This window comes from Bradyrhizobium sp. WSM2254 (assembly GCF_000472645.1).
GTDB lineage: Bacteria > Pseudomonadota > Alphaproteobacteria > Rhizobiales > Xanthobacteraceae > Bradyrhizobium > Bradyrhizobium niftali.
On record NZ_AXAB01000027.1, the window covers coordinates 68,592 to 93,821 of the forward strand.

Here is a 25,230-nt window from a genome sequence, read left to right on the forward strand (position 1 = left end):
GACGGGAAAATCTCGGAAGCGGCGTTAGGCGAAGGAACGCGAGCCGACGACCTGGAGCACGGGTTCGTCGCGCCGGCCATGCGAGGCGTTGAGGAGCTGGCGCATCCGCACGGCGGGCACCGGACGGCTGAACAGATAGCCCTGCGCCTCGGAGACGGTGCCGTCGGCGCTGATCAGCTCGAGCTGTTCGTTGGTCTCGATGCCCTCGACCACGACCGCCATGCCGAGATCGGCGGACAGCCGCGCCACGCCGCGCAGCAGCGTCAGCGGCCGGTCGGTGTCGATGCCTTCGAGGAAGGAGCGGTCGATCTTCACCTTCTGCATCGGGAAGTTATGCAGGTAGCTGAGGCTCGAATAGCCGGTGCCGAAATCGTCGAGCGAGATGCGCACGCCGAGCGCATGCAGCTGCGACAGGATGTCGTGAGTGAGCTGGGTGTTGCGCAGCAGCGAGGATTCGGTGATCTCGATCTCCAGCCGATGCGCCGGCAGGCCCGAGACCTCCAACGCGTAGCGGATCTCGCTCAGCACGTCGCGCTGGTGGAATTGCTGCGGCGAGAAGTTGACGGCGACGCTGACGCCCTCCGGCCACTTCATGCATTCCATGCAGGCGCGGCGCAGGATCCAGCGGCCGAGATCGACGATCAGGCCCATGTCCTCGGCGACCGGGATGATGTCGACCGGCGACACCGTGCCGCGCACCGGATGATTCCAGCGCAGCAGCGCCTCGCAGGTGGTGATCTTGCCGGACTTGAGATTGACCAGCGGCTGGTAGAACAGCTCGAACTCCTCGTTGGCGAGCGCCTTGCGCAGGTCGAGCTCGAGGATGCGGCGGGCCTCGACGGTCGCCGCCATCTCGTCGCGGAAGAAGCAGAAGGTGCCGCGGCCGTCGGCCTTGGCGCGGTAGAGCGCCATGTCGGCGTTCTTGAGCAGCGTATCGGCGCTGATGCCCTCCGGCGAGGTCAGCGCGATTCCGACGCTGGCGCCGATCTCGACCAGGTGATTGTCGATGCGGTAGCGCTCGCTCAGCCGCTCGACGATGCGGCGGGCAAGGCTCGCGGCATCCTCGGGCGTGCTGATGTCCTGCTGGAACACGACGAACTCGTCGCCGCCGAAGCGGGCGACGAAATCCTCCGGCCGCAGCATCTCGCGCAGGCGGTTGGCGACCGCGCACAGCAGCTGGTCGCCGCAGGGATGACCGAGCGTGTCGTTGACCTGCTTGAACTGGTCGAGGTCGATGAACAGCAGCGCGGAGAGCCGTTCGGCATGGTGCGAAATCGCCAGCAGCCGCTCGATCTCGTCGCGGAAGGAGACCCGGTTGGGCAGCGCGGTGAGCTCGTCATAGCGGGCGAGATGGCTGATCCGGGCTTCCGCGTTGGTGCGTTCGGTGATGTCTTCCAGCAGCAGCACGGTGCCGCCGCCGGTCATCGGCTGGAACGTCCACGAGAGGGAGCGGCCGCGCGCGGGATTCGGATCGGCGGTGACGATCTCGCGGATCCGCGCGTGCTCGATCTCGGCCAGGATCTGGTTGCCGCTATCCGCCGAGATGGAGCCTGCGGCGACGCAGGCCGACACGATGTCCGCGGCGGTGGCGCCGCGCTTGACCAGGTCCTCGGGCAAGCTCATCAGTTCGCCGAAACGATGGTTCATCACCGCAAGGCGCCCGTCGGCGCGAAACATGCACAGGCCGTGCGGCATGTTGTTGAGCGCGGTATCGAACTGGCTCGCCAGCGCGGATTCGCGGAAGCTCGAGGTCAGCGCCTTGACGAAGATCGCATGCAGGCTGAGGTTGATGTTCTTCAGGCCGATGAAGAAGAACACGAGCAGAATGGCAAGACCGATGTGATAGAAGCCGCCGTGCAGGAGCAGCGCGAGCGACATCGGACCGCAGGCGAGCGCGACGTGCCACTGGATCACCCGGGGCTGGCCGTAATTGCGGGCGGCGCCGCCGGCGGTATAGCCGATGCCGATGGCGACACAGAGCATGTCGGCCACCGGATCCTCGTTGTTGTAGATGACGACGAAGGCCCAGATGCCGAGCACCGCCGCATAGCTGAGCGCGCCGATCCAGTAGCGCGGCTCCAGATGCTTGGCTTCTTCGAATGACAATGGGCGCGTACGGTTTTCGTATCCGCGCATCTGGAACGCGCGCGCGGTGCCGATGGCGATCAGCAGAAATGCGAGCGGCCACAGCCAGACATCGCCGGTCTTCAGCGCAGTCATCACCGCGGCCACGGCCGCGGAGGCCGAGCCGAGGAAAATCGCCCAGAAATTCTGCACCATAGAGTTGATGAGAGCGGCGTAGAGAATCGGCTCCAGCTCGTCTCGATCGCTCTGCTTCTGGTCGGCCAGCTGCATCGGCTTGTTACGCGTCCTGTTTAGCGCGTACTTTTACCCAGCCCAGGTGAAGCTTTCCTGAGGGAACATCGTTAAAGGCGGGTTGTTTTTCGGCAATAGCGAACCTGTTTCTGCTGAAATATCAATCAACTAGGCAAGCGTTGCCGGGCGCAAGGTGAAGGAAAGCTTGCCTTCCGCCCAGAAACCGAAAAAATCGGTGTGATTTTTCGAAAAGATCGCGCGTCCGAAGACGCGATCTATTGACCCGCCGTCGAAGACAATAGCGGCGACCATGCCGGGTCGGAGGCGAAGCCCGGCGTCGGCACCTTCAGCTCGTTGCGGCCGGAGATGTCGACCGAGTACAGCGATGGCCCGCCATTGCCGCCGGGATCGCGGAAGAACATCAGCACGCGGCCGTTCGGCGAGAAAGTCGGGCCCTCGTTGTGGAAGCCGGAGGTGAGGAGCCGCTCGCCGGAGCCGTCCGGCTTCATGACGCCGATCGAAAACTGCCCGCCGCCTTGCCTGGTGAAGGCGATGTAATCGCCACGCGGCGACCATACCGGCGTCGAATAGCTGGCGTTGGTGTCATCCTTGGAGAAGGAGATACGCTGCGCTGCTCCCCCGCCCGCCCCCATCACGTAGATCTGCGACCTGCCGCCGCGATCGGATTCGAAGCAGATGCGGGTGCCGTCCGGTGAGTAAGACGGAGAGGTGTCGATCGCCGGCGTGTCGGTGAGGCGCGTGGTCGAGCGCGAGCGCAGATCCATCACAAACAGGTTGGAATTGCCGCCCTGCTGCAGGCTCATGATGACGCGCTGGCCGTCGGGCGAGAAGCGCGGCGCAAAGGTCATGCCGGGGAAGTTGCCGACGATCTCGCGCTGCCCGGTCTCGATGTTGAAGAGATAGACCTTCGGATCGCCCTGCCCGAACTCCATATAGGTGATCTCTTGCGAGTTCGGCGAGAAGCGCGGCGTCAGCACGAGGTCGGAGCCGCGGGTCAGATAGCGCACATTGGCGCCGTCCTGGTCCATCATCGCGAGCCGCTTCACGCGGCGCTCCTTCGGCCCGGACTCGTCGACGAACACCACGCGGCTGTCGAAATAGCCCTTCTCGCCGGTCAACTTCTCATAGATCTGATCGGAGATGATGTGGGCGATGCGGCGCCAATATTCCGGCGAGGTGAAATATTGCTGGCCGGCGAGCTGCTGGCCGGTGACCACGTCCCACAGGCGGAATTCGGCCTTGAGGCGGCCGTCCGGCTGCCGCGTCATGCGGCCGGTGACGAGGGCCTGCGCATTGAGGGTCTTCCAGTTCTCGAATTGCGGCGCGACGTCGATGTTGCTGATGCGCTCGATGAAGGCGGCCTGGTCGATCGGGGCAAACAGGCCCGAGCGCTTCAGATTGTTGGTGATGACCTGCGTGACGCCGTTGCCGACGTCACCGTCGGCGGGCGAGCCCGGCACGAAATTGCTGATCGCGATCGGGATCGGCCGAAACTCCGTGGGATCGATGCGAAGCCGTCCCTGCGGCTGCTGAGCGAAGGCCTGTCCGCCCCCGAGCATCGCAAGCGTCGATCCTGTCAGGGTCATGAAGCGGCGGCGGTTCATCGAGCAGACGTCATTCATTGCAAAGTTCTTTTGTTCGGATGTCACAACATATCTTTCAGGCCGAAAGTCATCGGAATGAGCTTCCAGCTCTCGTACTGCTGCTTCGGCATGAATGAATAGACCTGGCACTGCACGATGGCGCGCTTGGCGCTCTCGGCCACCGCCTGGGCGATCGAGCGCGACGGCCCCCGCACCGCGACGACGACGGGCTCGGACGCGAGCGATCCGTCGATCTTCATGGGAATGTCGATGTCGGCTTCGTACTGGTCGGCGTCCTGCCCGTTATAGGTCGGCGTGAAGCAGCGCTTGACCGCGCCCTGGAATGCACCTCGCCAGGTCGCGACGTTGTTGGCGGCCGTCCCGGTCGCCGATCCCAGCGCGGCGGACGCATTCAGCGCCGAGCCGGTGAGCTCGTGCCGGGTCGCAGCGCGCTTGTCGAGGTCGCGCTGGATCTGCGCGGGATCGAAGCTGCGCTCCTTGGGCTTCGGCTGCTGCTGCGGCTGCACCGCTGCGACCTTCTGCTCCACGGGCTTGGGCGGCGGCTTCTTGGTGTCCAGCTTCTTCTGGAGCTCGGCGATCGGATCTTCCTTGGCCGGATCAGGCTTCTTCTCCTGCGGCTTCGGCTCTTCCTTCGGTTTCGCCTCGGCCACGGGCTTCGGCGGCTCGGGCTTCTTCTCGACCGGCTTCTCGACGGGTTTGGGCGGCGGCTCGGGCGTCGAGTTGGTCTTGATCAGCTCTTTCTTCTCGGTGACCTTCCCGACGGCGTCCTCTTCGGGCTTGGCTTCCGCGATCTTCTCGACCTTGGGCTTCGGCTCTTCCTTCTTGCCGGTCTTCTGCCCCGCCATCATCTTGGCGAGCTGATCGGAGGAGATGATGTCGACCGGGAGCGACTCCTCCGGCGCGACAAAGGCCCTGCTGCTAAAGGTGACGAGGCCCCATCCAAGCACGAGGACGTGGAGGGCAATCGACGCAACGAGTGTCTTGTCGACGTTCACCTTCACCGGCCTAAGACCCCTGATCCGCTTCGGTGACGAGCGCCAGCTTCTTGAATCCGGCCCCGGACAACAGGCCCATGACCCTGGCTACCGTGCCGTAATCCGCCTTCTTGTCGGCGCGCAGATAGATGCGCTCCTCGAGCCCGCCGCGCGCATCCGTGATCGCCTTCAGCTTCGGCACCAGCTCGTTGATCGCGACCTCGGCGTCGTTGATGAAGACCTTGCCCTTGATATCGACAGACATCTGAAGCGGCTTCTGGTCGTTGTTTTCGAGGCTCTTGGCCTGGGTCTGCGGCAGGTCGAGCGGCACACCGACCGTCAACATCGGCGCCGAGACCATGAAGATGATGAGCAGCACCAGCATCACGTCGACCATCGGCGTGACGTTGATCTCGGCCACGACGGGCTTGCGCCGACCACGGCGCCCGCCGCCTCCGGACGAACTGGCTACGTTCATCGCCATGATCGAATGCCCAAATTGCCCTTCACACTATACATGCCGTCCGTCAGCCCCGCTCGTCGATCTGACGCGACAGTATGGCTGAAAATTCATCGGCGAAGCCTTCGAGCCGCTGGGCCTGCCGGTTCACCTCGGATGTGAACTTATTGTAGAAAATAGTGGCAGGAATGGCGGCGATAAGGCCGACGGCGGTCGCAAACAGCGCCTCGGCGATACCGGGGGCGACCACCGCCAGGGAGGTATTTTTCGACGCCGCGATCGACTGGAAGCTCGACATGATGCCCCAGACCGTGCCGAACAGGCCGACGAAGGGACCGGCGGAGCCAACGGTGGCGAGCACCAGCAGGCGGCGCTCCAGGCGCTCGACCTCGCGGGCGATCGAGACGTTCATCACCTTGTCGATGCGCATCTGAAGGCCCGCGACCGAGCGGGCGTGGCTCTCGAACGAGCGCTTCCACTCGCGCATCGCCGCCACGAAGCAGGCCGCCATGGAATGCGTCGGCTTGGCCGAGAGGGTGCGGTAGAGCTCCTCGATCGACTCGCCGGACCAGAAGGCCTGCTCGAAACGGTCCATCGAGCGGCGGGTGCGGGCAAACAGGAAGATCTTGTCGATGGCGATCGCCCAGACCCAGACCGAGCAGGACAGAAGTCCCAGCATCACCGCTTTCACGATCCAGTGAGCCTGCCAGAACAGCGCAATCAGCGACACGTCCGCGGAAGCGGCAACCGGAAGGGCTGACTGAGCCACGTCGGCCGGATTCATAAGCAGTATCCTCTCAAGGCGATCGTTACCTGATGCTCCACGGCAGCAAATGACCGCCGGTTCCCCAACTGCCGCGCTAGAACCGGCGCGGCCGGCAAGCCCGCTCAAAGCCTTGTCTTTCTGGGGTGCAAGGGGGCTCTTCCAAAGCCGGCCGCCTGCATTCCCTGCCAAGATGTCAAAACTATGGGCCTCGACGACGGCTATGGGCGCGATTGTCCGTTCTTACCAGAGCCCGGCGATAGTTAATGCGAGGTTACCGGAGCTGAATTTGGCTGCGGGAAAGCCAGGCGGTGCAGGCGGTTGGCCGCTCTGGGCGGTGCATGGCGGCCGACGGGCCGGAGCCGGATCCTCACTGGCGAGGCCGGTTCCCTCCCCCCTTGCGGGGGAAGGCTAGGGGGTGACGAAGAAATCGGACGCGCACGACGGACACACCATTTCCTGGGCTACCCCTTGCCCTCCCCCGCAAGGGGGGAGGAAGCGCAGTGGGATTCGTGGCGCTACGACACTGCGCAACCGACGCCCCTTCTGGAACCTCCTCCCCCGCCCAGCCCGAAATCGCAGGGAGCGTCGTGTGCGCCACAGCTACACCACGCCCACATGCTCCATCTCGCATCTCACGGCGGGCACGAGCTGATAGGCTGAGCTCGCGGACAACAATGTGCCGGCATCACCGGCCAGCCCGAGGAGCATCCTATGTCGAAACCACAAACCAATATGCGGTGGATGGCCGCCGCGATCGTATCGGTCGGCCTCGTCACGTTCGGCGCCGCGCGCGCGGCATCGGTCGCGCCGGTCGCCGCGCAAAACGGCATGGTGGTGTCCGCACAGCATCTGGCGACCCAGGTGGGTGTCGATGTGCTGAAGCGCGGCGGCAATGCCGTCGATGCCGCGGTGGCCGTCGGTTATGCCTTGGCCGTCGTCTATCCGGCCGCCGGCAATCTCGGTGGTGGCGGCTTCATGACGATCCAGCTCGCCGACGGCCGCAAGACCTTCCTCGATTTCCGCGAGACCGCGCCCAAGGCAGCGACGGCCAATATGTATCTCGACAAGGATGGCAACGTCATCAAGGGCATCTCGACCAAGGGGCATCTGGCTGTGGGTGTGCCAGGATCCGTCTCGGGGATGGAATATGCGCGCGAGAAGTACGGCACCATGAAGCGCGCCGACCTGCTCGCCCCCGCGATCCTGCTCGCCGAGCAGGGCTTTGCGCTGGACCAAGGCGACATCGACTTGTTGCGCACCGCGACGAAGGATTTCGAGGAAGACCCCGCGTCCGCCGGTATCTTCCTCAACAACGGCAAACCGTTCGAAGTGGGTGAGAGGCTGATGCAGTCGGAGCTCGCCAAGACTTTGCGCGAGATCAGCAGCAAAGGCACCGACGGTTTCTACAAGGGCTGGGTCGGCAGCGCCATCGTGGCATCGAGCCAGGCCGGCAAGGGCCTGCTGACGCAGGCCGACCTCGACGGCTACAAGACGCGCGAGCTCGCACCTGTCGAATGTGACTATCGCGGCTATCACGTGATTTCCGCGCCGCCACCGAGCTCTGGCGGCGTCGTCATCTGCGAGATCCTGAATGTCCTGGAGGGCTATCCGCTGAAGGAGCTGGGCTATCATTCCGCGCAGGCCGTGCACGTGCAGATCGAGGCCATGCGGCACGCTTACGTGGACCGCAACAGCTATCTCGGCGATCCGGATTTCGTGAAGAATCCGCTCGACCGCCTCCTCGACAAGAATTACGCGACCAAGATCCGCAGCGTGATCGATCCGAACAAGGCCGCGATCTCCAAGGACATCAAGCCGGGCGTCGCGCCGCACGAGGGCAGCAACACCACGCATTATTCAATCGCGGACAAGGACGGCAACGCGGTATCGGTGACGTACACGCTGAACGATTGGTTCGGCGCCAAGGTGACGGCGGCGAAGACCGGCGTGCTGCTGAACGACGAAATGGACGACTTCACCGCCAAGGTCGGGGTGCCGAACCTTTATGGCCTGGTGCAGGGCGAGGCCAACGCTATTGCTCCCGGCAAGCGTCCACTGTCCTCGATGAGCCCGACCATCGTCACCAAGGACGGCAAGACCGTCATGGTCGTGGGCACGCCCGGCGGCAGCCGCATCATCACGGCCGTGTTGCAGACCATGATCAACGCGATCGATTACGGCATGAACGCACAGGAGGCCGTCGACATGCCGCGCATCCACCAGCAATGGCTGCCGGACCTCACCAACGTCGAGAACTATGCGCTGTCACCGGACACGCGCAAGATTCTGGAGGGGATGGGGCACAAATTCGGGCCGCCGCAACCGGCGAACCACCTCGCGGTCATCATTGTCGGCGCGCCGTCGCTTAACGGCGAGCAAGTCGGCAATAACCGCTACTACGGGGCCAACGATCCACGCCGCAACAGTGGACTGGCGGCCGGGTACTGATCGTCTACGCCACCCTCACGACTGTCATACCCCGCGAAAGCGGGGTATCCAGTACGCTGCGGCTCCTCCGTATCTCAATGCTGTCTCTGGAATACTGGATTGCCCGCCTTCGCGGGCAATGACGGCGGTAGTTCGAAGCCCGCATGAGCAGAGAGACACGGGGGATTTTCGGGCGGTCCCGGATATCGCTTCGCTCATCCGGGCTACGGCGCCCTGCCCTCACCACTTCTCCTTCGAGGTCCGCACATCGAGCTCGAACGACCAGGCTCGTTCGGGCTGGCGGTAGAGGAACGCGAAGCCATCGACGATGCCTTCGATGTCGATCAGGCTGTCTTCGCGGCTCGCCGCATCGGGAAAGCGCGAAAGGATCTTGTCGCCGGCGATCGCACCGTCGACCACGACATGGCCGACATGGATGCCGTCGCTCGCATATTCCTTGGCCATGGCCTGTGCCAACGTCCGCAGGGCGGCTTTTGACGAGTTGAAAGCACCATAGCCGGAGCGTCCGCGCAGCGAGGCGCTGGCGCCGGTGAAGAGCAGCGTGCCTGCCTTCTTCGGCACCATGCGACGCACCGCCTCGCGGCCGAACAGGAAGCCGCCGAAGCACACGACGCGCCAGGCCTTCTCGAAATAGTCGGCTTCCATCTCGATGATCTTGCCGGGCGTATTGTTGCCGGCGTTGTAGATGGCGAGATCGAGGTCTTCGCCGGCGGCATCAAACAGAGCGACAATTTCGCTCTCGCTGGTCGCGTCCGCGACGATGGGCACGGCCGCTCCGCCCGCCTTGACGATGTCGTCTGCAACCGCCTGCAACGCGGACTGCGTGCGGCCCGCGACGATCACCTTGAGGCCATCGGCCGCAAAGCGCTTGCAGAGCCGGGCCCCGAGCCCGCGGTCCGGGCCGACACCGATCACGATTGCCGTCTTCATTGGGGTGGCTCCGTACAATGATGGGATCAGGCCGCCGAGGCAGGTTCGGGGCAGTTGGTCAGGCGCGCGGGATTGCCGACGGCCGTGCAGCCAGCGGGCACGTCTGACGTCACGAGCGCGTCGGCGCCGATCTTGGCGAAATCGCCGATGCTGATGTCGCCGAGGATGGTCGCACCGCCGCCGATATAGACGCCGCGGCCGATCCGCGGCGAGCGCGTCGGCAGTTCACTGCCGCGGCCGATGCTGACGTTCTGGAGGATGGTGACCTCGTCGCCGATCACCACGTTGGCGCCGATCACGATGCCCGTGGCATGGTCGAGATAGACCGACGATCCGATGCTGGCGGCCGGATGAATGCTGACCTGCAAGGCATTCGAGGCCTCGTTCTGGAACAGCAGCGCCGCATCGCGATGATCGTGGTGCCAGAGCCAGTTCGAGACGCGCCAGGCTTGCAGCGCGACATAACCCTTGAAATGCAGCAGTGGCGGCAACAGGTCGGCGATGGCGGGATCGTGGATCGCGATGGCCTGCAAGTCGCGGCTGGCCAGCTCGATCAGATCGGGCGAGCCGCGAAAGGCAGCAAGGGAAAAGGTCGAGACGCGCGCGCGCTCGGCTTCACTGCCGCCGAGCCGACGTCCGATCAGATCGGACAAGGCCGCGGCGAAACCATCATGAGCGAGAATGGTGCCGGCAAGGGCCCTGCCGAAGACGGGATCGGCGTCCGCCACGCGTTGCGCCTCGCCGCGGACCTGTTGCCAGAGGCTGTCGCTCGCCATGATCGCAGCTTCCGCCATTGCCGCCTCCGGTCCATCCGCGTCTGTAGCGGCGAATATAGGCGGTCCGCATCAGGGCGCCAGCCTTCTTGCCGGGACGCGCTTGCTCTCGCCCGCGAGCTCAGGCCGGGCCCGCTTGCGCAGGCTGAGGGCGTACAGCCACCCACCCGCCGCGACCAGGGCGGGCAGGACATAGAGTGCGAAATCGCGGAGCGGGATCATGGTTCGATGCTCTTCTGCGCAAACGAGACCGCACGACTGAGTGCGAACGACGCAAGCCAATAGAAATAGAGGCTGAGAAAGAGCCGCCAGGACTCGCCGACCTGCCACTGCGGATAAACCTGAACCTCCGTCGGCCATCGATTGAGGAATGCGATCGCCATCGGCACAAGGGTTCCGAACCGGTCGAACAGCGCCGAGGCGCGCTCGAGGAGCGCGATACGCTGGCTGATCTCTTTGCGTTCGGCGGCGGTCATGGTCGTACCCGTTGGCGCGCTCGGGAGGCGCGCTGTCAGGGCTTGGTCGGGCCTGGCGCGAATCGGGTTCTACCGGTCCTGCACATGTGCGTGATCAACGCCACATAGCGAATGCCGGCCGGGACACAGGCGGAAATGGCAGTCGGGATCGGACGCGCAGCTGCCATAGACGACGCTGATGTAGCCCAGCACCGCGAAGGCGGTCACGCCAAGCAGCAGGCGGGTCCAGAGGTCCATGATGCGCCTCGTCCATGCAAGAGCAGCGCGGCCCGGTGAGACAGCGCGCGCAAGTCTTGGTGTCGCTGAACCGTGCGCCGGTTCTGAATCAAAAGCGCTGGCCTATCTATCCACGCCTTGCCATGCGGTACGAAGAACGTGGATGCCCGGGACAAGCCCGGGCATGACGACCTCTCATCTGCGTGGAACGGAGCTCTCCCCAAAATCAAACCGCCCGCCTGCGGGCTACGCAGGCGGGCGGCTCGGGGCCATCAGGACTTTGGGGGCATGCGCCTGAAGGCTTTGAGAAGTGTCCAGATCAACCCTGCTGCTGGTCGGTCGGCGGCGGGGTCGGACGCGTCTTGTGCTGCGCCATGAACTGGTCGAACTCTTCCTTGTCCTTGGCGTGACGCAGACGGTCGAGGAAGTTCCTGAACTCGACCTGCTCCTCCTCGAGCCGCTGCAGCGTCTCGGTGCGGTATTCGTCAAAGGCGCGGTTGCCGCTGGAGGGCGGGCCGAAGCCGAAGCCGAAACCGCGGCGCTCCATGCGGCCGCGCATGCGGTCCATCTTGTACTGCATCCGCTCCATCTTGTTCTGCCAGCGATCCTGGTGGCTCCAGCAACCCATTTTTCTGCTCCCGAGTGTGAAAAAGAGAAGGGCGAGTCCGATCGGCCACCAGATGATGAAGCCGAGGATGGTCACGGCGATCCAGCCGGGATGCCAGGGCGTGTCGAGCATATGGGGGCGCTCATAGTGTTCGTCAGAGGAACCGCGCCATCGATTGACATCAGCGGTGTAGGCCATTTCCATCTCCATCACGGCACCAGCGCCGTTGTGAATGTAAATAACATTTACATAGCTAGCCCATCCCGCGATTTTGTCAAGCCGGCCGCCTGACAGGGTCGCGGAATTATTTGCGCAATTTTATTTCGGCTTGCCCCAGGGGCCACCGGGCGGCACGCCAGAACCGGAGGACGCCTCCGGTGGTACCGGCGGCGGCTCGGCGCTTTTCGCAGGCGGACGGCGATCGGTCGGGAAGCCGAGACCGCGCAGATAGATCAGCACCTCGGCCTCTAACAGTTCGTCCGGCGACATCGGCAGTTTTCGTCGCGCAGCATCGCCACGCGAGAACAGCGAGGCCACGCCATGCGCCATCGACCAGATGTGCAGTGCCATCATCATCGCCGGCGGCCGTGGTGTGCCGGGGGGTGCGAGTGCCGCGAGCCGTTCCGCCGCGGCGCGAATGATGTTGAAGGCACGTTCGCTCGCGGCCTGGAGCGCCGGATTGGCATCGACCGGCAGGCCGGATTCGAACATCGCGTTGTAGAATGCCGGCTCCTCGCGGGCGAAGGCGAGATAGGCCCTGCCGACCCGCTCGAACGCGGTGACCGTATCGGGCCGGCCGTCGTCCCAGGCCGCGGTCAAGCGCGCCTCGAACTGCTCGAAGCCGCGCTGGGCGATCGAGGACAACAACTCGTCGCGGTCGCGGAAGTGCCGGTAGGGCGCCGCCGCGCTGACGCCGGCCATGCGCGCGGCATCGGCAAAGGTGAAGCCGGCCGCGCCCTTCTCGGCAATCAACCCGAGGGCAGCCTGCAACAGGGCTTCCTTCAGATTGCCGTGGTGATAGCCGCGCTCGGCGCGGCGCGTCTCCTTGCGCCAGCTCATGTGAACGGCTTTTACATGAGCCGGGGGTGAAGGTCACTAGCGCAAGCTGGATTTGGTGAACCCGTATTTTCACTGTCATTCCGGGCGGCTCGAACGAGCCGAACCCGGAATCTCGAGATTCCGGGTTCGCGCTTGCGCGCGCCCCGGAATGACGAAGCTGACTAACCGCCCGGGATCGGCAGCACCGGCATGATCTCGACACGCTCGCCGGGAAAGATCGCGAAGTGCGGGTGGTTCTCGAACATCTTCGCAGCCGCTTCATGGGACGCGGCACGGACCACGGTGAAGGCGCCCAATTCGTTGGCGGTGTCGGCAGTGCCCTTGTCGTCGACCCGCTTGGTCTTGCCGAGCGGACCGCCCATCGCCTGGATCGCGCCTTGATGCTTCTCGACCCAACCCTTCCAGGCCGCGATGCCCTCCAGCTCCTTCGCCTTGCGCTCGGCGTCCGACATCGCGTTCCATGCAGCCCATTTCGGGCTGGTCTTGCTGCCGAGGAACACGGCGAGATAGGTGTCGGTCATTGGTTCTCTCCTTTGTTGATGACTTTGTTGATGACGGCCGCGAATTCCAATCGCGGCCGCTCTGGCTAGTTCTTCAGACCGTCGAAGCCGGCGGCCGCGACCTGCACGTCCGGCGGAAGGTCGGCCATCTCCTGCACCTGCCGGATCTCAATGACTTCATTGGCCGAGGCCGGACACTGCTTCGCCCACGCAATCGCCTCGGCACGCGAGTCGACCTCGATCATCCAGTAGCCGCCCAGCACTTCCTTGGCTTCAGTGAAGGGGCCGTCGGTCACGACAGGCTCGCCGGTCGCAAACGACACGCGTGCGCCCATCGAGGGCGGATGCAGGCCGTCGAGCGTGATCAGGACGCCGGCATCGTTCAGTGCCTCGTTGTAGCGCATCATCGCGGCGACGCGCTCGGGATCGAGATGCACGTCCGGCGGCGCGGTCTCGTAGCCGAGCGGGATCATCAGCATCATGAATCGCATGGGCAGTTCCTTGCTTACCTGGTCCGTCAGCTCTGCGGGCTGCCCCGGAAGGACGGGGGAGATGGGCGGGCCGAGCCAGCCCGCTCTCCCCTGTTAGACGAATGCCTTGCTATCGAATCGACACCGTGACGAAAATTATTTCGGAGGTCATGCTTGGGAGGTTCCTGCGTCAGCGCGGCTGCGGCAGGAACCGACCGTCCTGGAACACAGCGCCGAAATAGACCTCGATCCGGCGAACCTTGCCGCCGGCGAAGGTGAAGAACTCGGTGTTGCGAAAGCTCCTGCCATCGGTCGCAAGGCAGCGATAGGTGACAAAGGCCTCGTCGCCGACGACGAAGATGCGCTCGATATCGTGGTGCGCGATCCAGCCGGTGTCCCGCCAGCAGCGTTCGAAATAGGTCGCCTTGTCGAGGTCGTCGTCGAACGGGCTGGTGAAGCGGAAGTCGTCGGCGAGCGCCTCGCTCACCAGTTGCCGGTCATTGCCGAGATAGGCTGCGAAGAGGTTTCGAATCAGTCGCTCGCGGTCGTCAGACATTGATCGGTCTCCGCAGAGAATCCTCTTGAAGACGATGCACGCACGCTTGCGCCGACATTGCTTGCCGAATTTCGCCAGAGACGATGCCAAATTGAACCATTCCGAGGAACTTCAAGTTCAATTTCAACAGCAAGGCCAGGATCCAGCACGCGCTCGCGTGACCTCCGACATGTCGTCGAACATGCAGCGCGCATCGGCGGAACTGGCGTAAGCTCTGGCTTTATCACTATCCCCGTCATCCTGAGGTGCTCACACTGCAAAGCAGTGTGAGCCTCGAAGGATGAATCGGCCCCCGGCCGTCGCCCTTCGAGGGCCGCTGAAGAAGCGGCCACCTCTGGGTGACGGCGATAGATAACGACGCCCTTACCCTACTGCTCCCAGCGTCGCGTCACTTCACTCGCCCCTTCCGGCAGCATCTCGAAGACCGGCGAGGCCAACACCGCATGGACATGCAGTATGGTCGTTCCCGAATTGCGAAAACCGTGCTTGCGGCCGGCTGGAATCAGCAGCAACTGGCCGGCCCTCACCGTGACGCGCTCGGCCTCGATCCACATCTCGGCCTCGCCGTCACGCACGGTCAGCACCTCCTCGACCGGATGGCTGTGCGTCGGCGCGCCGGCGCCGGGGGCGACCCATTGCTCGAAGATGCAGAGCGCGGCCGCGCCATTGCGCGCGGAGGTCACCATGCGGGTCGTCACACCGGGCCGCCATTCCTCGAGCGGGGTCGCGCCGGGATCGATGGGCATGGCTTCAGGCCCTTTCTTGTGAGAACGAAAGCGAAGTAAAAGGGGCCGGCCCTCGCGTGGGAACAGCCTTTCGAACACAGGACAGATTAGCAAATGCCGCAGGCCCCGCAAAAAGTCGCCCTCGTCACCGGAGCCGCGCGCGGCATCGGGCTTGCGACCGCGAAGAAGTTCCTTGGCGAGGGCTGGCGCGTGGCGCTGCTCGACATCGAGGGGGAGTTGCTCGGCCGCGCGGTCGCCGAGATCGGCCAGGACGAGGCGACGCTCGCGCTGACCTGCGACGTCTCCGACGCGGCCGCGGTCGGCGCCGCGATGACGACGATCGAGCGGCGGTTCGGCCGGCTCGATGCGCTCGTCAACAATGCCGGCATCGCCGTGTTCGCGCCGCTGATGGAGACGTCGGATACCGACTGGCGCCGCGTGCTCGAGGTCAACCTCACCGGCCCGTTCCTCTGCACCAAGGCCGCGGTGCCCTTGATGCGCGACAGCGACGGCGGCGCCATCGTCAACATCACCTCGATCTCGGCGGTGCGCGCCTCGACCTTGCGCGCGGCCTACGGCACCAGCAAAGCGGGGCTCGCGCACCTGACCAAGCAGCTCGCGGTCGAGCTCGCCTCGCTCAACATCCGCGTCAACGCGGTTGCGCCGGGGCCGGTCAACACCGCGATGGCGAAGCAGGTGCACACCAAGGAGATCCGCGCCGACTATCACGACGCCATTCCGCTCAACCGCTACGGTCTCGAGGAGGAACTCGCGGAGGCGATCTTCTTTCTGTGCTCGGGAAGCGCGAGCTACATCACCGGCCAAATTTTGGCCGTCGATGGCGGCTTTGATGCAGCCGGCATTGGCCTGCCGACGCTGCGTGGGCAACGGCGCAACGGGTAGGCACGGGATTTGCGGGATGGGCAAGGGCGCGACGTGCCGTGCCCGCCACCTTCTGCGGAATTGTGGTGCCATTGGTGGGCACGCGGAGCCTGTCATCGGGCGCGCATTCGCGCGACCCGGTGGCTTTGCCCACCCTACGACGTCGAATGTGCGGAGAGTACGATGCAACGTGCTGCTTTGGTCAAAGCCCTGATGCTCGCGACCGCCCTGCTCGCCTCGACACCCGTTGCCGCCGAAATCCGCATCATCCAGTCACCGGGCGGACAGGTCGGGCCGTTCCTCGACCTGTTCGAGAAGGTGCGCGACAGCGGCGAGCGCGTGGTGATCGACGGCCCCTGCCTGTCCGCCTGCACGCTGGTGCTGAGCATCGTGCCGGGCGAGCGCATCTGTGTCACCAAACGCGCCGTGCTCGGATTCCATGCTGCGCGTTCGGTCGACCGGCGTGGGCGCTTCTATGCCGAGCCGGAAGCCTCCGACGCGGTGCTCCAAGCCTATCCGGGGCCGGTGCGCGACTGGATCGGCCGCCGCGGCGGCCTCACCTCACGGTTGCTGTTGTTGAAGGGGCGCGACCTCGCCGCGATCTATCCGCGCTGCCGGTGAGGATCGGGCGGCTATCGGCCGTGTGAGCAGCTTGAGCCCGTCGCTGTCCGACGATTGAGCAATTTTGCGGAATTTCGCCTCTCCGGACGCTGAATCCGCTCATCCGCTTCGCAATGCCTGCACAATTTACGCGGTTTGCAGCTTTTCCCTGCAGTCTATGATGGTTGCGGCCAGACTGAGGCTGCGGCGTCGTCACAATCTCAGCAATGGTCACAGACGAGAATGGTTCGGCTTTTTCAAGATTACTCATTTTCAAATGGGGCGCTTGCCATGCAGCCCATCGACTTTCGCTACCGCCTGTCGGACCAGGGACGGATCGTCCTTGGCCAACTAAGCTCCGAGGAAACCGTCGAATTCGAACTCCTGTCACGGCGCGACCGCGAGGGACTGATGGACCTGCCGTCCGAGCTGCGGCTGCTCGAGCTCTACGTGAAGTATGTCGGCTCGGGCGCAGAAGCCGCGCTCGCGCCGACGGAACTCGCCTGGCATCAGATCGCGCCGCGACCGAAGAGACCGCCGCCCTCGCGGACGGCGCGGCCGCGCGGCTATGTCGTTTCGATGATCGTGATCGCAAGCGTCAGCTTCACGCTCATCGCATTGCTTGTGAGCTAAGGGCGCTCGTGAACTCGCACGCAAGCACGCCAGCGAAATTGCGCCGGTCTCGCGCGACGTCGGGTTCTAGAAGAACCCCTGGATCATCTGCGCCAATTCCATGCTTGCGCAGATGAGCATACCCCAGAGTGCAAAGTTGATCTGTAGCGCCGCCGCCATCGGTCGCTCCCCTTCCAAGTCACGCCCATCCCAGTTTGTACAATTTATGAAGGAATGATTAGCGATTCTGACGCGCTGTTCACAGCCTATTATTGCGCCAGTTGTTGTGCGATGCGGTCCCGATCATTTCACGAAGCGGCCCCACTGCTCGCGCAAAGTCATGCGAATCGAGACTCCATATTCGGCCGTGCCGGCCACGTCTTTTCCCTTAGGTTCCATTTAACCGACGCGATGCAAAGTCTCTCACGCGGATTTTGCGTGTCGCGTACCGCACTGAGGGTTCGGCATGATGCGACACGGCTTGGTCTTGCTCACTTTTTGCGCAGCGCTCATGGGCTGCGCGGCGGCGCCGGCGCAGGAGCGTCGTCCGATCGCATGGGACGGCCTCGGACAGAACCCGAACCGGCCACCTGTCACAAAGCGGCGCGCAGCGAACCCCGCACCTGCGCAGGAAAATCCCAACCAGGAACGGGAAAGAGTGCTCGGCACCTTGCGCCCCTACTCCGAAGCGTGGTGGGCGGTCCATGACGAAATCGAGGCGGAGAACGACAGGCAGCTCGGCACGAAGCTCGTGATCTGCCCTCGCTGCGTCCAGTCGCCGTCACCCGGCGAGGATGTGACCGGATCGGTCCGTTGAGACAGCGAGCGGCCGATCCGGCGATGGCGTGACCGTCTTGGGCGTGACCGTCTTGGGCGCGCCCCTCACCCGCAACAATCGAGGGAGGGGCGCCACGTATCAGGCGGTCGCGCCTGTCACATGCCTTCTGCCGGGCAGTTCACCATCCAGGGGATGCCGAACTTGTCGACGCACATGCCAAAACCCTTGGCCCAGAACGTCTTGCTGAAGGGCATGGTGACGGTGCCGCCGTCGGCGAGCGCGTTGAACTTGCGCTCGGCGTCCGCGACATCGGCGATCGTCAGCGAGATCGAGAAGCCCTGCGGCTTCTGAACATGCTCGGGCGGTGCGTCGGAGGCCATCAGCACGCTGCCACCGGGCAGCGACATCCGCGCATGCATGATCGTCTTTTCGCGGCCGGGTGCGGCCGGCATGTCCGGCGGCGCTTCCGAGGCGCGCATCATCGCGTCGATCTTGCCGCCGAGAACCTTGGCGTAGAAGTTGAACGCCGCTTCGCAGGTGTCCTGATAGAACAGATAGGGATTGAGCATCGTTTCTCTCCTTTTCTTTCCTTGGGCAGTGAGGCTCATTTCTTCTCGGTGAGCTTCTTCAGGCTGGCGAGGCCGGCCTCGAAGTCCTTGCCGATCATGTTATCCATGTTGATGAACACCTGCATCACCTTGGACATGAACGGCGCCGGACCATACATCGCCCAAGTGACCAGTGTGGCATCGCCTTGCGGCACAAAGGTGAACCCGGCGGTGTTGTGGCCTTCGAACGGGCGCTCGAAATCGAGCTTGATGCGGAGCTTCGACGGCGAATTCGCCTCGAGGATCTCCATATTCCCGGCGCCGACATTATTGTTGCCGTCCCAGGCATAGGTCGCGCCCTTGCCCGACGCGGTTCTGCCGAAGGTACGCTTCATGGCGGGGTCACGATCCTCATAGGGCGACCAGGCGGTCCAGCGATGGAAATCGGCGACCAGCGGATAGATCGCATCGGCCGGCGCCTTCAGGGCGAGCGAGCGCTCGACACGGAAGGTGTCGGGTTTTGTCAATGCAAAGACGAGGACGCCCGCTAGTCCGACCGCGAGCACGATGGCGATGATGGCAATGGCTTTCAGCATGAACGGCTCCCTGGATATGGGCTAAGGACGAAGGGAGGAGGCTGGGGCCGACAAGACGGGGATTTTTTTTGGTTGTCATTCCGGGATGGTCCGAAGGACCAGACCTCAGGTGCGCAATTGCGCACCGGGGAATCTCGAGATTCCGGGTTCACCCTTCGGGTGCCCCGGAATGACAGTGTGGATGGTGCCCCGCCCTATTTCGCCGTCGCACCCTGCCTGGCGCTCCCGTTGCCACTCTTCGGCTGGCTGTCCCGGATCAGGCGATCAATGTGCATGCGGATGTGGGCGGCTTCCGCCGAGGTGTTGGCGAGCGCGATGGCGCGGTCGAAGGCGATGCGGGCTTCGTCGTTGCGGCCGAGCTGCATCAGGAAGGCGCCGCGCACGCCGTAGAAATGGAAGTAATTGGCAAGCTTCGGCGCCAGCGGCTCGATCAGGTCGAGCGCGGCTTGCGGCCCGCGCACCTTGGACACCGCGACCGCGCGGTTGAGCGTCACCACCGGCGAAGGCTGCACCAGTTCCAGCGCGCCGTAGAGCAGGTCGATCTGGGCCCAGTCGGTCTCCGCCGGCGTCGCCGCTCGGGCATGCAGCGCGGCGATCGCGGCCTGGATCTGGTAGGGCCCGCTGCGGCGATGGCGCATCGCCTTGTCGATCAGCGCCAACCCTTCCGCGATCATGGTGCCGTTCCACAGGGAGCGATCCTGGTCCTCCAGCAGGATCAGCGAACCGTCGTTGGCAAACCGTGCGGCGCTGCGCGCATGTTGCAACAGCAGCAACGCCGCCAGCCCCATGATCTCCGGCTCGCTCTGGAACAGCCGCAGGAGCAGCCGTGCCAGCCGGATCGCCTCCTCGCAGAGCGGCTTTCTGATCTCGGCGGTGTCGCCGCTCGCCGAATAACCCTCGTTGAAGATCAGGTAGATCATCGCCGCGACAATGGCGAGCCGCTCGGAGCGTTCGACTGCACCGGGCGTTTCGAAAGGCGCCCCGGCTTCCGCGACCTTCGCCTTGGCGCGCGTGATGCGCTGCTCCATCGCCGCATCCGAGACCAGGAAAGCACGGGCGATCTGCTTCACCGTGAGGCCGGAGACGATGCGCAGGGCGAGCGCGATCTGCTGCGTCGCCGGCAATTGCGGATGGCAGCAGATGAACATCAGGCGCAGAATGTCGTCGCGATAATGCGAGCCGTCGAGCCGCTCGGCGAGCGCGCCCTCGGCATCGCCGAGATCGGAGATCGCCTGATCGTCCTCGGGCAGCGGCTGCTGCTTGCGGGCGCGCCGCACCTCGTCGATCGCGACATTGCGGCCGACCATGATCAGCCAGGCCGCCGGATCGCGCGGCGGCCCGTTCTGCGGCCAGGTCTTGAGCGCGCGCAGGCAGGCGTTCTGGAACGCTTCCTCGGCGGTGTCGAGATCGCGGAAATAGCGCAGCAGCGCGCCGACCGCCTGGGGTCGCGCCGAAGTCAGCGCGGTCTCGATCCAGGCGGTGTCGGTCTCGCTCACGTCAGGTTTCCTCCCGGCCTGAACACGCCGACGGGGCGCACCTCATAGGCACCGCCGGGATTGGCGGCGCCGAGGTCGCGCGCGACGTCGAGCGCGTCGTCGAGGTTCTTGCAATCGACGATGTAGAAGCCGAGCAGCTGCTCCTTGGTCTCGGCATAGGGGCCGTCGAGCACCAGCGGCGGGTCCTCCTTACGCAGCGTCGCCGCCGCGGTGGTCGGCAACAGCCGCGCCACCGGACCGAGCCGGCCCTGGCTCGTGAGCTTCTCCTGCACCACGGCGAGCTTCTTCATCACCGCCTCGTCCTGGTCCTTGCTCCAGGAGCCGACGAAGTCCTCGTCATGATAGCAAAGGATCGCATAAAGCATGGGCAGTACCTTCCCTGACCTCTTGTTTTGAAGACGATCCAATATGCCCTGCCCCGACAGGGCTGCGGAAAAAAATTGCAAGAAAAATCCGGCAGATCGTGCCAAGGAGAGCCCTCAAAAGCGGAACCGACGAGGCACTTCGAATGACCAAAGGCACACTGGCCGTCCTGATCAACAGCACGCAGCAGAACTGGCTGCCGGAGCGCTGGAAGGCCCGGTTCGATTCGGTCTGCGGCGGCCGCCGCGTGGTGCTGCTGCCCGATGCCGGGCTCGATTCGGCCGAGGTGCACTATGCCGCGGTGTGGAAACCGGTGCCGGGCGATCTCGGCTCGTTCCCCAATCTGCGCGCGATCTTCAATCTCGGCGCCGGCGTCGATGCGCTGATAGCGGACAAGAGCCTGCCGGACGTGCCGCTGGTTCGCGTCGCCGTGCCCGACCTGACCAATCGCATGACCGAATATGTCGTGCTGCACGTGCTGATGCACCACCGCCAGGAGCTGTACTTGCGGCAGTCGCAGCGCGAGAAGCGCTGGGAGCCGAAATATCAGTGGCCGGCGAGCGCGGTGACGGTCGGCGTGATGGGGCTGGGCACGCTGGGAGCAGATGCGGCCGACGTGCTGCGGCGGCTCGGCTTCCGTGTCGTCGGCTGGAGCCGCAGCCCGCGCACGATCGACGGTGTCGAATGCTTCCATGGCACCGCCGGAATCGATGCGTTCCTGCGCGCGACCGACATTCTGGTCTCGCTGTTGCCGCTGACCCCGGACACGCACGGCATCCTCAACCGCGACGTCTTCACCAAGCTCAACCGCACAAGCCCGCTCGGCGCACCTGTGCTGATCAATGCCGGCCGCGGTGGCTTGCAGAACGAGGCCGATATCCTCGCCTGTCTCGACGACGGCACGCTGGGCGCCGCCTCCCTCGACGTCTTCGTGCAGGAGCCACAGCCGGCCGACAGCCGCTTCTGGACCCATCCCAAGGTGCTGCTGACCCCGCACAACGCCGCGGACACCGACGCGGAAGCGATCTCGGCCTATGTCGCCGAGCAGATCGCACGGTTCGAGGCGGGCGGCGCGCTGGAGAACGTGGTGGACCGGGCGCGGGGGTATTGAGGCTCGCTGGCGCTACAAACTCCATGTCGTCCCGGCGAAGGCCGGGACCCATACCGCGTGATCTATCGATCGTGGCCGGTCGCAGTACCGAACGACGAGTCTTCGCCAAACCACATCCTGTGGTTATGGGTCCCGGCCTTCGCCGGGACGACACCTTTTACTTGGGCCGGTAGCCCGTCCCCACCCACAACCACCCCGCTCCGCCGGTATCCCGTTCACCCTCTTTTAGCGAGAAGTTGATAAGCGTTGTTAACCAACGCTCAAAGAACGAGTCGGACATGCGGACGAGTCTCGGCCTCAGGATGCGGATCACGGTTGCGCTGGCGGTGACGGCGGCGGCGACCGCGCTGTTTGCCGTGCTGGGCGCGATGTGGATCATCGCCGGCATCATCGACCGCGCCGACCAGCGCGAGCTGCGCAGCCATTACGACGCCCTGCAATCGCGCATCGCCGAGGAATCGCACCGCGCGGCCGCGATGAGCGCCGTGGTGGCCGCGATGCCGGCGACGCAGGAGGCGATGGCGAAGCAGGACCGCGAGACGCTGGTGCGCCTGTTCGGGCCGGTGTTCACGGCCATCAAATCCGACTACGGCGTCGACCAGTTCCAGTTCCACGTGCCGCCGGCGACGTCCTATTTGCGCGTGCACCAGCCGGCCAAATTCGGCGACGACCTCTCCGGCTTCCGCAAGACCGTCGTCGTCGCCAACCAGGACCGCAAGGTCGTGGTCGGGCTCGAGGGCGGCGTGGCCGGGCTCGGCATCCGCGGCGTTGTGCCGATCGCGCAGGACGGCAAGCACCTCGGCACGGTCGAATTCGGCCTGACCTTCGGCCAGCCCTTCCTCGACGATTTCAGGAACAACCGCCATGTCGACGTCGCCTTCCATCTCGCCGACGGTTCGGGATTCAAGCTGTTCGGCGGCACGCTGAAGGGCAGGAGCTTCTTCGATGCCGCCGACTACGGCCGCGCCGCCGCGGGCAACTTCACGGTGCGACGGGCCAAGCTCGACACCACGCCGGTCGCCGCGCTGCTCGGACCGATCAGGGACTTTTCCGGCAAGCCGCTCGGCGCGGTCGAGCTCGTCATGGACAATGCCGATTACGAGGCCTCCGCCGATCGCGCCTGGCTGCTGGCGATCGGGATCGCCGCGCTCGGGCTCGTTCTGGCGGCGATCGTCGGCTATCTCATCGCCCGCAGCATCTCGCGCCCGATCCTGTCGATCACCAACGTGATGCGCGAGCTCGCGGACGGACGTCTCGACGTCATTGTACCCACCAGCAAATCGAATGACGAGGTGGGCGCGATGGTGAAGGCGGTCGCGGTGTTCCGCGACAATGCGGTGAATTTCGGCAGGCTCCAGGCCGAGCAGCTCGAGGCCAAGGCGCAGTCCGAGGCGGAGAAGCGGCGCGCCTTCGCCGCGCTCGCCGACAATTTCGAGGCCAGCATCCGCGAGGTCGTCACCACGGTGTCCGCGGCCGCGGTCGAGATGGAGCACACGGCGCGCTCGATGTCCGATATCGTCGAGCAGTCGCGCGAGCAGACCCGCACGGTGTCGTCGGCCTCGGCGCTGGCCTCGGAGAACGTGCAGACGGTCGCGGCCGCCGCGGAGGAATTGTCCTCGTCGATGACCGAGATCAGCCGGCGCCTTGCGCACGCGACCGAGGTGGTCGGCAAGGCCGCGAGCGACGGACGGCAGTCGAATGCGCGGGTGCAGAGCCTGGCGGATGCCGCGCAGAAGATCGGCGACGTCGTCGCCTTCATCAATGGCATTGCCGGCCAGACCAATCTGCTGGCGCTCAATGCGACGATCGAAGCAGCGCGCGCGGGCGAAGCCGGGCGCGGCTTTGCCGTGGTCGCCTCCGAAGTGAAGGCGCTGGCGACCCAGACCGCGAAGGCAACCGAAGAGATCGGCGCGCAGGTCACGGCGGTGCAGGGCGAGACGACCGGCGCGGTCGACGGCATCCAGTCGATCTGCGCGACGATCCAGCAGGTCGACGAAATCTCGGCCGCGATCGCCGCCGCCGTCGGCCAGCAGGGCACCGCGACGCAGGAGATCGCGCAGAACGTCCAGCAGGCCGCCGCCCGCACCGGCGAGGTCTCGCAGAACATCTCCGGCGTCACCGCCGGCATCGCCGCGACCGGCACGGCAGCCGAGGAAGTGCTGGGCTCCGCGATCGAGCTGTCGAAGCAGTCGCAACGTCTGCGCGACGAGGTCGATCGCTTCCTGGCGCATATCCGGGCGGCGTAGTGAGACGACGGCTGGCGCCTCAGCGAAAGGTGTCGTCCCCGCGAAGGCGGGGACCCATAACCCCAGGGAGAAGTTGCGGCGCGAAGTCGCAACTCCGAGTCTTCGCCAAACCAAATTCGGTGGCTATGGGTCCTGGCTTTCGCCAGGACGACGTCGGGGAAATAGTTCGCACCGCATATTCCGTGTCGTCCCGGCGAAGGCCGGGACCCATAACCCCAGGGAGAAGTTGCGGCGCGAGACTGATAACTCCGAGCCTTCGCCAAACCACTCCCTGTGGTTATGGATCCCGGATCGGCGCTCCGCTTCGCTGCGCTTGTCCGGGACGACAGCTAGGGCTTGACTCCCAACATCACATCAATCGCACCCTTCACGATCGCTTCCAGATCTTTCCGTGAGACGCGCGCGCGCGAGCGGATGGCGATCGAGTGCACCGTCGCCGATGCGAGCTGGGCCAGCACGGCCGGGTCCGCGCTCTCCGGCAGTTCGCCCTTCTCCCTGGCGCGGCGGAAGCAACTCGCAAACGCCTTGTCGAGCTCGGCGAGACCGTCCAGCACCATGGCGCGGATGTCGGGATCACCGACAGCTTCGGACGCCGCCGTCACCACCGTGAAGCAGCCGCGCGGGCCCGTCTCGCCGGAGAGATAGATGTTCAGCGCGGAGGCGAAGATGCGCTCCAGGCGCTGGCGCAGCGGCATCTCCTCGCGAAAGATCGCGGCCATGGATGCCCGCGCTTCCTCGCGGTAGCGCTGGTAGCTCTTGATGTAGAGCTCGCGCTTGTCGCCGAAGGCACCGTAGAGACTCGGTCGGTTCATGCCGGTGGCTTCGCTCAGATCGTCGAGCGAGGTCGCGGCAAAACCCTGTTTGCGGAACAGGTCGAGCGCCTTGCCGAGCGCGACCTCGGGCTCATAGGCGCGCGGCCGGCCACGGCGCTTAGGTTCGCCGCGGCGCTCGGGCTCATTGGCAGCAGTTGGCGGTTTCGATTTTTGTACCATTTCGCAATTTAATCCTTGACCCTCGCCATATTATGCAAGATGGTACAAAAATCAATCTGGCCAGGTTGAGCGACACCGAAAGAGGAACTGCCCAAGGAGGCTACA

27 protein-coding genes are annotated in these 25,230 nt (G+C 64.8%); 7 read left to right on the forward strand and 20 right to left on the reverse strand.

Annotated elements, in window-relative coordinates; all coding sequences use genetic code 11:
• Positions 1 to 24: 24 nt before the first annotated feature.
• The 5 genes from A3M7_RS0120510 to tolQ form a co-directional block, all read right to left on the reverse strand.
• A complete protein-coding gene (locus tag A3M7_RS0120510; RefSeq protein WP_027545578.1) occupies positions 25 to 2,355 on the reverse strand; it encodes an EAL domain-containing protein in 2,331 nt (776 codons plus the stop codon).
• A gap of 236 nt (positions 2,356 to 2,591) precedes the next feature.
• Positions 2,592 to 3,941, reverse strand: a complete 1,350-nt coding sequence (gene tolB, locus A3M7_RS0120515; RefSeq protein ID WP_027545579.1) for a Tol-Pal system beta propeller repeat protein TolB — start codon at positions 3,939 to 3,941, stop codon at positions 2,592 to 2,594.
• 41 nt (positions 3,942 to 3,982) lie between these two features.
• On the reverse strand, positions 3,983 to 4,942 hold the full coding sequence (locus A3M7_RS0120520) for a hypothetical protein (RefSeq protein ID WP_027545580.1): 960 nt from the start codon (positions 4,940 to 4,942) through the stop codon (positions 3,983 to 3,985).
• A gap of 4 nt (positions 4,943 to 4,946) precedes the next feature.
• On the reverse strand, positions 4,947 to 5,399 hold the full coding sequence (gene tolR, locus A3M7_RS0120525; protein ID WP_027545581.1) for a protein TolR: 453 nt from the start codon (positions 5,397 to 5,399) through the stop codon (positions 4,947 to 4,949).
• A gap of 43 nt (positions 5,400 to 5,442) precedes the next feature.
• On the reverse strand, positions 5,443 to 6,159 hold the full coding sequence (tolQ, locus tag A3M7_RS0120530; RefSeq protein WP_018641591.1) for a protein TolQ: 717 nt from the start codon (positions 6,157 to 6,159) through the stop codon (positions 5,443 to 5,445).
• Positions 6,160 to 6,852: 693 nt separating this feature from the next.
• On the opposite strand from tolQ, the gene ggt reads away from it, so the two are divergent.
• Complete coding sequence (gene ggt, locus A3M7_RS0120540) at positions 6,853 to 8,589, forward strand: gamma-glutamyltransferase (protein ID WP_027545582.1); 1,737 nt, start codon at positions 6,853 to 6,855, stop codon at positions 8,587 to 8,589.
• A 219-nt stretch (positions 8,590 to 8,808) separates the two neighbouring features.
• On the opposite strand, the gene A3M7_RS0120545 is transcribed toward ggt, so the two are convergent.
• The 10 genes from A3M7_RS0120545 to A3M7_RS0120595 form a co-directional block, all read right to left on the reverse strand.
• Positions 8,809 to 9,519: an SDR family NAD(P)-dependent oxidoreductase gene (locus A3M7_RS0120545; RefSeq protein ID WP_027545583.1), complete on the reverse strand. Its 711-nt coding sequence runs from the start codon at positions 9,517 to 9,519 to the stop codon at positions 8,809 to 8,811.
• 26 nt (positions 9,520 to 9,545) lie between these two features.
• Complete coding sequence (locus A3M7_RS0120550) at positions 9,546 to 10,313, reverse strand: serine acetyltransferase (RefSeq protein ID WP_027545584.1); 768 nt, start codon at positions 10,311 to 10,313, stop codon at positions 9,546 to 9,548.
• A gap of 197 nt (positions 10,314 to 10,510) precedes the next feature.
• Positions 10,511 to 10,768, reverse strand: coding sequence for a hypothetical protein (locus A3M7_RS0120560; RefSeq protein ID WP_027545585.1), 258 nt, complete (start codon positions 10,766 to 10,768; stop codon positions 10,511 to 10,513).
• A 69-nt stretch (positions 10,769 to 10,837) separates the two neighbouring features.
• On the reverse strand, positions 10,838 to 11,005 hold the full coding sequence (locus A3M7_RS48730; RefSeq protein ID WP_156936944.1) for a hypothetical protein: 168 nt from the start codon (positions 11,003 to 11,005) through the stop codon (positions 10,838 to 10,840).
• 298 nt (positions 11,006 to 11,303) lie between these two features.
• On the reverse strand, positions 11,304 to 11,789 hold the full coding sequence (locus A3M7_RS0120570) for a DUF2852 domain-containing protein (protein WP_027545586.1): 486 nt from the start codon (positions 11,787 to 11,789) through the stop codon (positions 11,304 to 11,306).
• Positions 11,790 to 11,909: 120 nt separating this feature from the next.
• Positions 11,910 to 12,650, reverse strand: a complete 741-nt coding sequence (locus tag A3M7_RS0120575; RefSeq protein WP_027545587.1) for a TetR/AcrR family transcriptional regulator — start codon at positions 12,648 to 12,650, stop codon at positions 11,910 to 11,912.
• 161 nt (positions 12,651 to 12,811) lie between these two features.
• The gene (locus A3M7_RS0120580; RefSeq protein WP_027545588.1) at positions 12,812 to 13,171 is read right to left on the reverse strand and encodes a YciI family protein; all 360 of its coding nucleotides are present in this window, start codon (positions 13,169 to 13,171) and stop codon (positions 12,812 to 12,814) included.
• A gap of 65 nt (positions 13,172 to 13,236) precedes the next feature.
• Complete coding sequence (locus tag A3M7_RS0120585) at positions 13,237 to 13,641, reverse strand: YciI family protein (RefSeq protein ID WP_027545589.1); 405 nt, start codon at positions 13,639 to 13,641, stop codon at positions 13,237 to 13,239.
• Between the two features lie 169 nt (positions 13,642 to 13,810).
• Entirely contained in the window at positions 13,811 to 14,176 is a 366-nt protein-coding gene (locus A3M7_RS0120590; RefSeq protein WP_027545590.1) for a nuclear transport factor 2 family protein, read from the reverse strand.
• Between the two features lie 368 nt (positions 14,177 to 14,544).
• Entirely contained in the window at positions 14,545 to 14,922 is a 378-nt protein-coding gene (locus A3M7_RS0120595) for a cupin domain-containing protein (protein ID WP_027545591.1), read from the reverse strand.
• A 93-nt stretch (positions 14,923 to 15,015) separates the two neighbouring features.
• Between A3M7_RS0120595 and A3M7_RS0120600 the strand changes: the two genes are divergently transcribed.
• The 4 genes from A3M7_RS0120600 (at position 15,016) to A3M7_RS0120620 (ending at position 17,812) form a co-directional block, all read left to right on the forward strand.
• A complete protein-coding gene (locus tag A3M7_RS0120600; protein ID WP_027545592.1) occupies positions 15,016 to 15,804 on the forward strand; it encodes an SDR family NAD(P)-dependent oxidoreductase in 789 nt (262 codons plus the stop codon).
• Between the two features lie 162 nt (positions 15,805 to 15,966).
• The gene (locus tag A3M7_RS0120605) at positions 15,967 to 16,404 is read left to right on the forward strand and encodes a hypothetical protein (RefSeq protein WP_027545593.1); all 438 of its coding nucleotides are present in this window, start codon (positions 15,967 to 15,969) and stop codon (positions 16,402 to 16,404) included.
• Positions 16,405 to 16,674: 270 nt separating this feature from the next.
• Complete coding sequence (locus A3M7_RS0120610; RefSeq protein WP_027545594.1) at positions 16,675 to 17,016, forward strand: hypothetical protein; 342 nt, start codon at positions 16,675 to 16,677, stop codon at positions 17,014 to 17,016.
• A 445-nt stretch (positions 17,017 to 17,461) separates the two neighbouring features.
• A complete protein-coding gene (locus A3M7_RS0120620) occupies positions 17,462 to 17,812 on the forward strand; it encodes a hypothetical protein (protein WP_027545595.1) in 351 nt (116 codons plus the stop codon).
• Between the two features lie 116 nt (positions 17,813 to 17,928).
• Here A3M7_RS0120620 and A3M7_RS0120625 read toward each other — a convergent pair whose 3' ends face one another.
• From A3M7_RS0120625 to A3M7_RS0120640, 4 genes are all read right to left on the reverse strand, one after another.
• Positions 17,929 to 18,342 carry a VOC family protein gene (locus tag A3M7_RS0120625; protein ID WP_027545596.1) on the reverse strand — a complete coding sequence of 138 codons (414 nt, stop codon included), beginning with the start codon at positions 18,340 to 18,342 and terminating at the stop codon, positions 17,929 to 17,931.
• Between the two features lie 35 nt (positions 18,343 to 18,377).
• Positions 18,378 to 18,917 (reverse strand): K(+)-transporting ATPase subunit F, encoded by a 540-nt coding sequence (kdpF, locus tag A3M7_RS0120630; protein ID WP_027545597.1) that lies wholly within the window; start codon positions 18,915 to 18,917, stop codon positions 18,378 to 18,380.
• A 194-nt stretch (positions 18,918 to 19,111) separates the two neighbouring features.
• Positions 19,112 to 20,413, reverse strand: coding sequence for an RNA polymerase sigma factor (locus A3M7_RS0120635; protein WP_027545598.1), 1,302 nt, complete (start codon positions 20,411 to 20,413; stop codon positions 19,112 to 19,114).
• On the reverse strand, positions 20,410 to 20,778 hold the full coding sequence (locus A3M7_RS0120640) for a YciI family protein (RefSeq protein ID WP_011089906.1): 369 nt from the start codon (positions 20,776 to 20,778) through the stop codon (positions 20,410 to 20,412). Before A3M7_RS0120640 ends, A3M7_RS0120635 begins: the two co-directional genes overlap by 4 nt.
• Before the next feature lie 143 nt (positions 20,779 to 20,921).
• Between A3M7_RS0120640 and A3M7_RS0120645 the strand changes: the two genes are divergently transcribed.
• Both A3M7_RS0120645 and A3M7_RS0120650 read left to right on the forward strand, forming a co-directional pair.
• Positions 20,922 to 21,887 (forward strand): glyoxylate/hydroxypyruvate reductase A, encoded by a 966-nt coding sequence (locus A3M7_RS0120645; RefSeq protein WP_027545599.1) that lies wholly within the window; start codon positions 20,922 to 20,924, stop codon positions 21,885 to 21,887.
• Between the two features lie 278 nt (positions 21,888 to 22,165).
• Positions 22,166 to 24,133, forward strand: a complete 1,968-nt coding sequence (locus tag A3M7_RS0120650; protein ID WP_027545600.1) for a methyl-accepting chemotaxis protein — start codon at positions 22,166 to 22,168, stop codon at positions 24,131 to 24,133.
• 329 nt (positions 24,134 to 24,462) lie between these two features.
• On the opposite strand, the gene A3M7_RS0120655 is transcribed toward A3M7_RS0120650, so the two are convergent.
• Positions 24,463 to 25,125 (reverse strand): TetR/AcrR family transcriptional regulator, encoded by a 663-nt coding sequence (locus A3M7_RS0120655; RefSeq protein WP_027545601.1) that lies wholly within the window; start codon positions 25,123 to 25,125, stop codon positions 24,463 to 24,465.
• Between the last annotated feature and the right edge of the window lie 105 nt (positions 25,126 to 25,230).

Coding starts and splice junctions, on each gene's coding strand:
- A3M7_RS0120510 (WP_027545578.1), bottom strand. CDS start 2,355: ATGCAGCTGGCCGACCAGAAGCAGAGCGATCGAGACGAGCTGGAGCCG.
- tolB (WP_027545579.1), bottom strand. CDS start 3,941: ATGAACCGCCGCCGCTTCATGACCCTGACAGGATCGACGCTTGCGATG.
- tolR (WP_027545581.1), bottom strand. CDS start 5,399: ATGGCGATGAACGTAGCCAGTTCGTCCGGAGGCGGCGGGCGCCGTGGT.
- tolQ (WP_018641591.1), bottom strand. CDS start 6,159: ATGAATCCGGCCGACGTGGCTCAGTCAGCCCTTCCGGTTGCCGCTTCC.
- ggt (WP_027545582.1), top strand. CDS start 6,853: ATGTCGAAACCACAAACCAATATGCGGTGGATGGCCGCCGCGATCGTA.
- A3M7_RS0120545 (WP_027545583.1), bottom strand. CDS start 9,519: ATGAAGACGGCAATCGTGATCGGTGTCGGCCCGGACCGCGGGCTCGGG.
- A3M7_RS0120550 (WP_027545584.1), bottom strand. CDS start 10,313: ATGGCGGAAGCTGCGATCATGGCGAGCGACAGCCTCTGGCAACAGGTC.
- A3M7_RS0120560 (WP_027545585.1), bottom strand. CDS start 10,768: ATGACCGCCGCCGAACGCAAAGAGATCAGCCAGCGTATCGCGCTCCTC.
- A3M7_RS48730 (WP_156936944.1), bottom strand. CDS start 11,005: ATGGACCTCTGGACCCGCCTGCTGCTTGGCGTGACCGCCTTCGCGGTG.
- A3M7_RS0120570 (WP_027545586.1), bottom strand. CDS start 11,789: ATGGCCTACACCGCTGATGTCAATCGATGGCGCGGTTCCTCTGACGAA.
- A3M7_RS0120575 (WP_027545587.1), bottom strand. CDS start 12,650: ATGAGCTGGCGCAAGGAGACGCGCCGCGCCGAGCGCGGCTATCACCAC.
- A3M7_RS0120580 (WP_027545588.1), bottom strand. CDS start 13,171: ATGACCGACACCTATCTCGCCGTGTTCCTCGGCAGCAAGACCAGCCCG.
- A3M7_RS0120585 (WP_027545589.1), bottom strand. CDS start 13,641: ATGCGATTCATGATGCTGATGATCCCGCTCGGCTACGAGACCGCGCCG.
- A3M7_RS0120590 (WP_027545590.1), bottom strand. CDS start 14,176: ATGTCTGACGACCGCGAGCGACTGATTCGAAACCTCTTCGCAGCCTAT.
- A3M7_RS0120595 (WP_027545591.1), bottom strand. CDS start 14,922: ATGCCCATCGATCCCGGCGCGACCCCGCTCGAGGAATGGCGGCCCGGT.
- A3M7_RS0120600 (WP_027545592.1), top strand. CDS start 15,016: ATGCCGCAGGCCCCGCAAAAAGTCGCCCTCGTCACCGGAGCCGCGCGC.
- A3M7_RS0120605 (WP_027545593.1), top strand. CDS start 15,967: ATGCAACGTGCTGCTTTGGTCAAAGCCCTGATGCTCGCGACCGCCCTG.
- A3M7_RS0120610 (WP_027545594.1), top strand. CDS start 16,675: ATGCAGCCCATCGACTTTCGCTACCGCCTGTCGGACCAGGGACGGATC.
- A3M7_RS0120620 (WP_027545595.1), top strand. CDS start 17,462: ATGATGCGACACGGCTTGGTCTTGCTCACTTTTTGCGCAGCGCTCATG.
- A3M7_RS0120625 (WP_027545596.1), bottom strand. CDS start 18,342: ATGCTCAATCCCTATCTGTTCTATCAGGACACCTGCGAAGCGGCGTTC.
- kdpF (WP_027545597.1), bottom strand. CDS start 18,917: ATGCTGAAAGCCATTGCCATCATCGCCATCGTGCTCGCGGTCGGACTA.
- A3M7_RS0120640 (WP_011089906.1), bottom strand. CDS start 20,778: ATGCTTTATGCGATCCTTTGCTATCATGACGAGGACTTCGTCGGCTCC.
- A3M7_RS0120645 (WP_027545599.1), top strand. CDS start 20,922: ATGACCAAAGGCACACTGGCCGTCCTGATCAACAGCACGCAGCAGAAC.
- A3M7_RS0120650 (WP_027545600.1), top strand. CDS start 22,166: ATGCGGACGAGTCTCGGCCTCAGGATGCGGATCACGGTTGCGCTGGCG.
- A3M7_RS0120655 (WP_027545601.1), bottom strand. CDS start 25,125: ATGGTACAAAAATCGAAACCGCCAACTGCTGCCAATGAGCCCGAGCGC.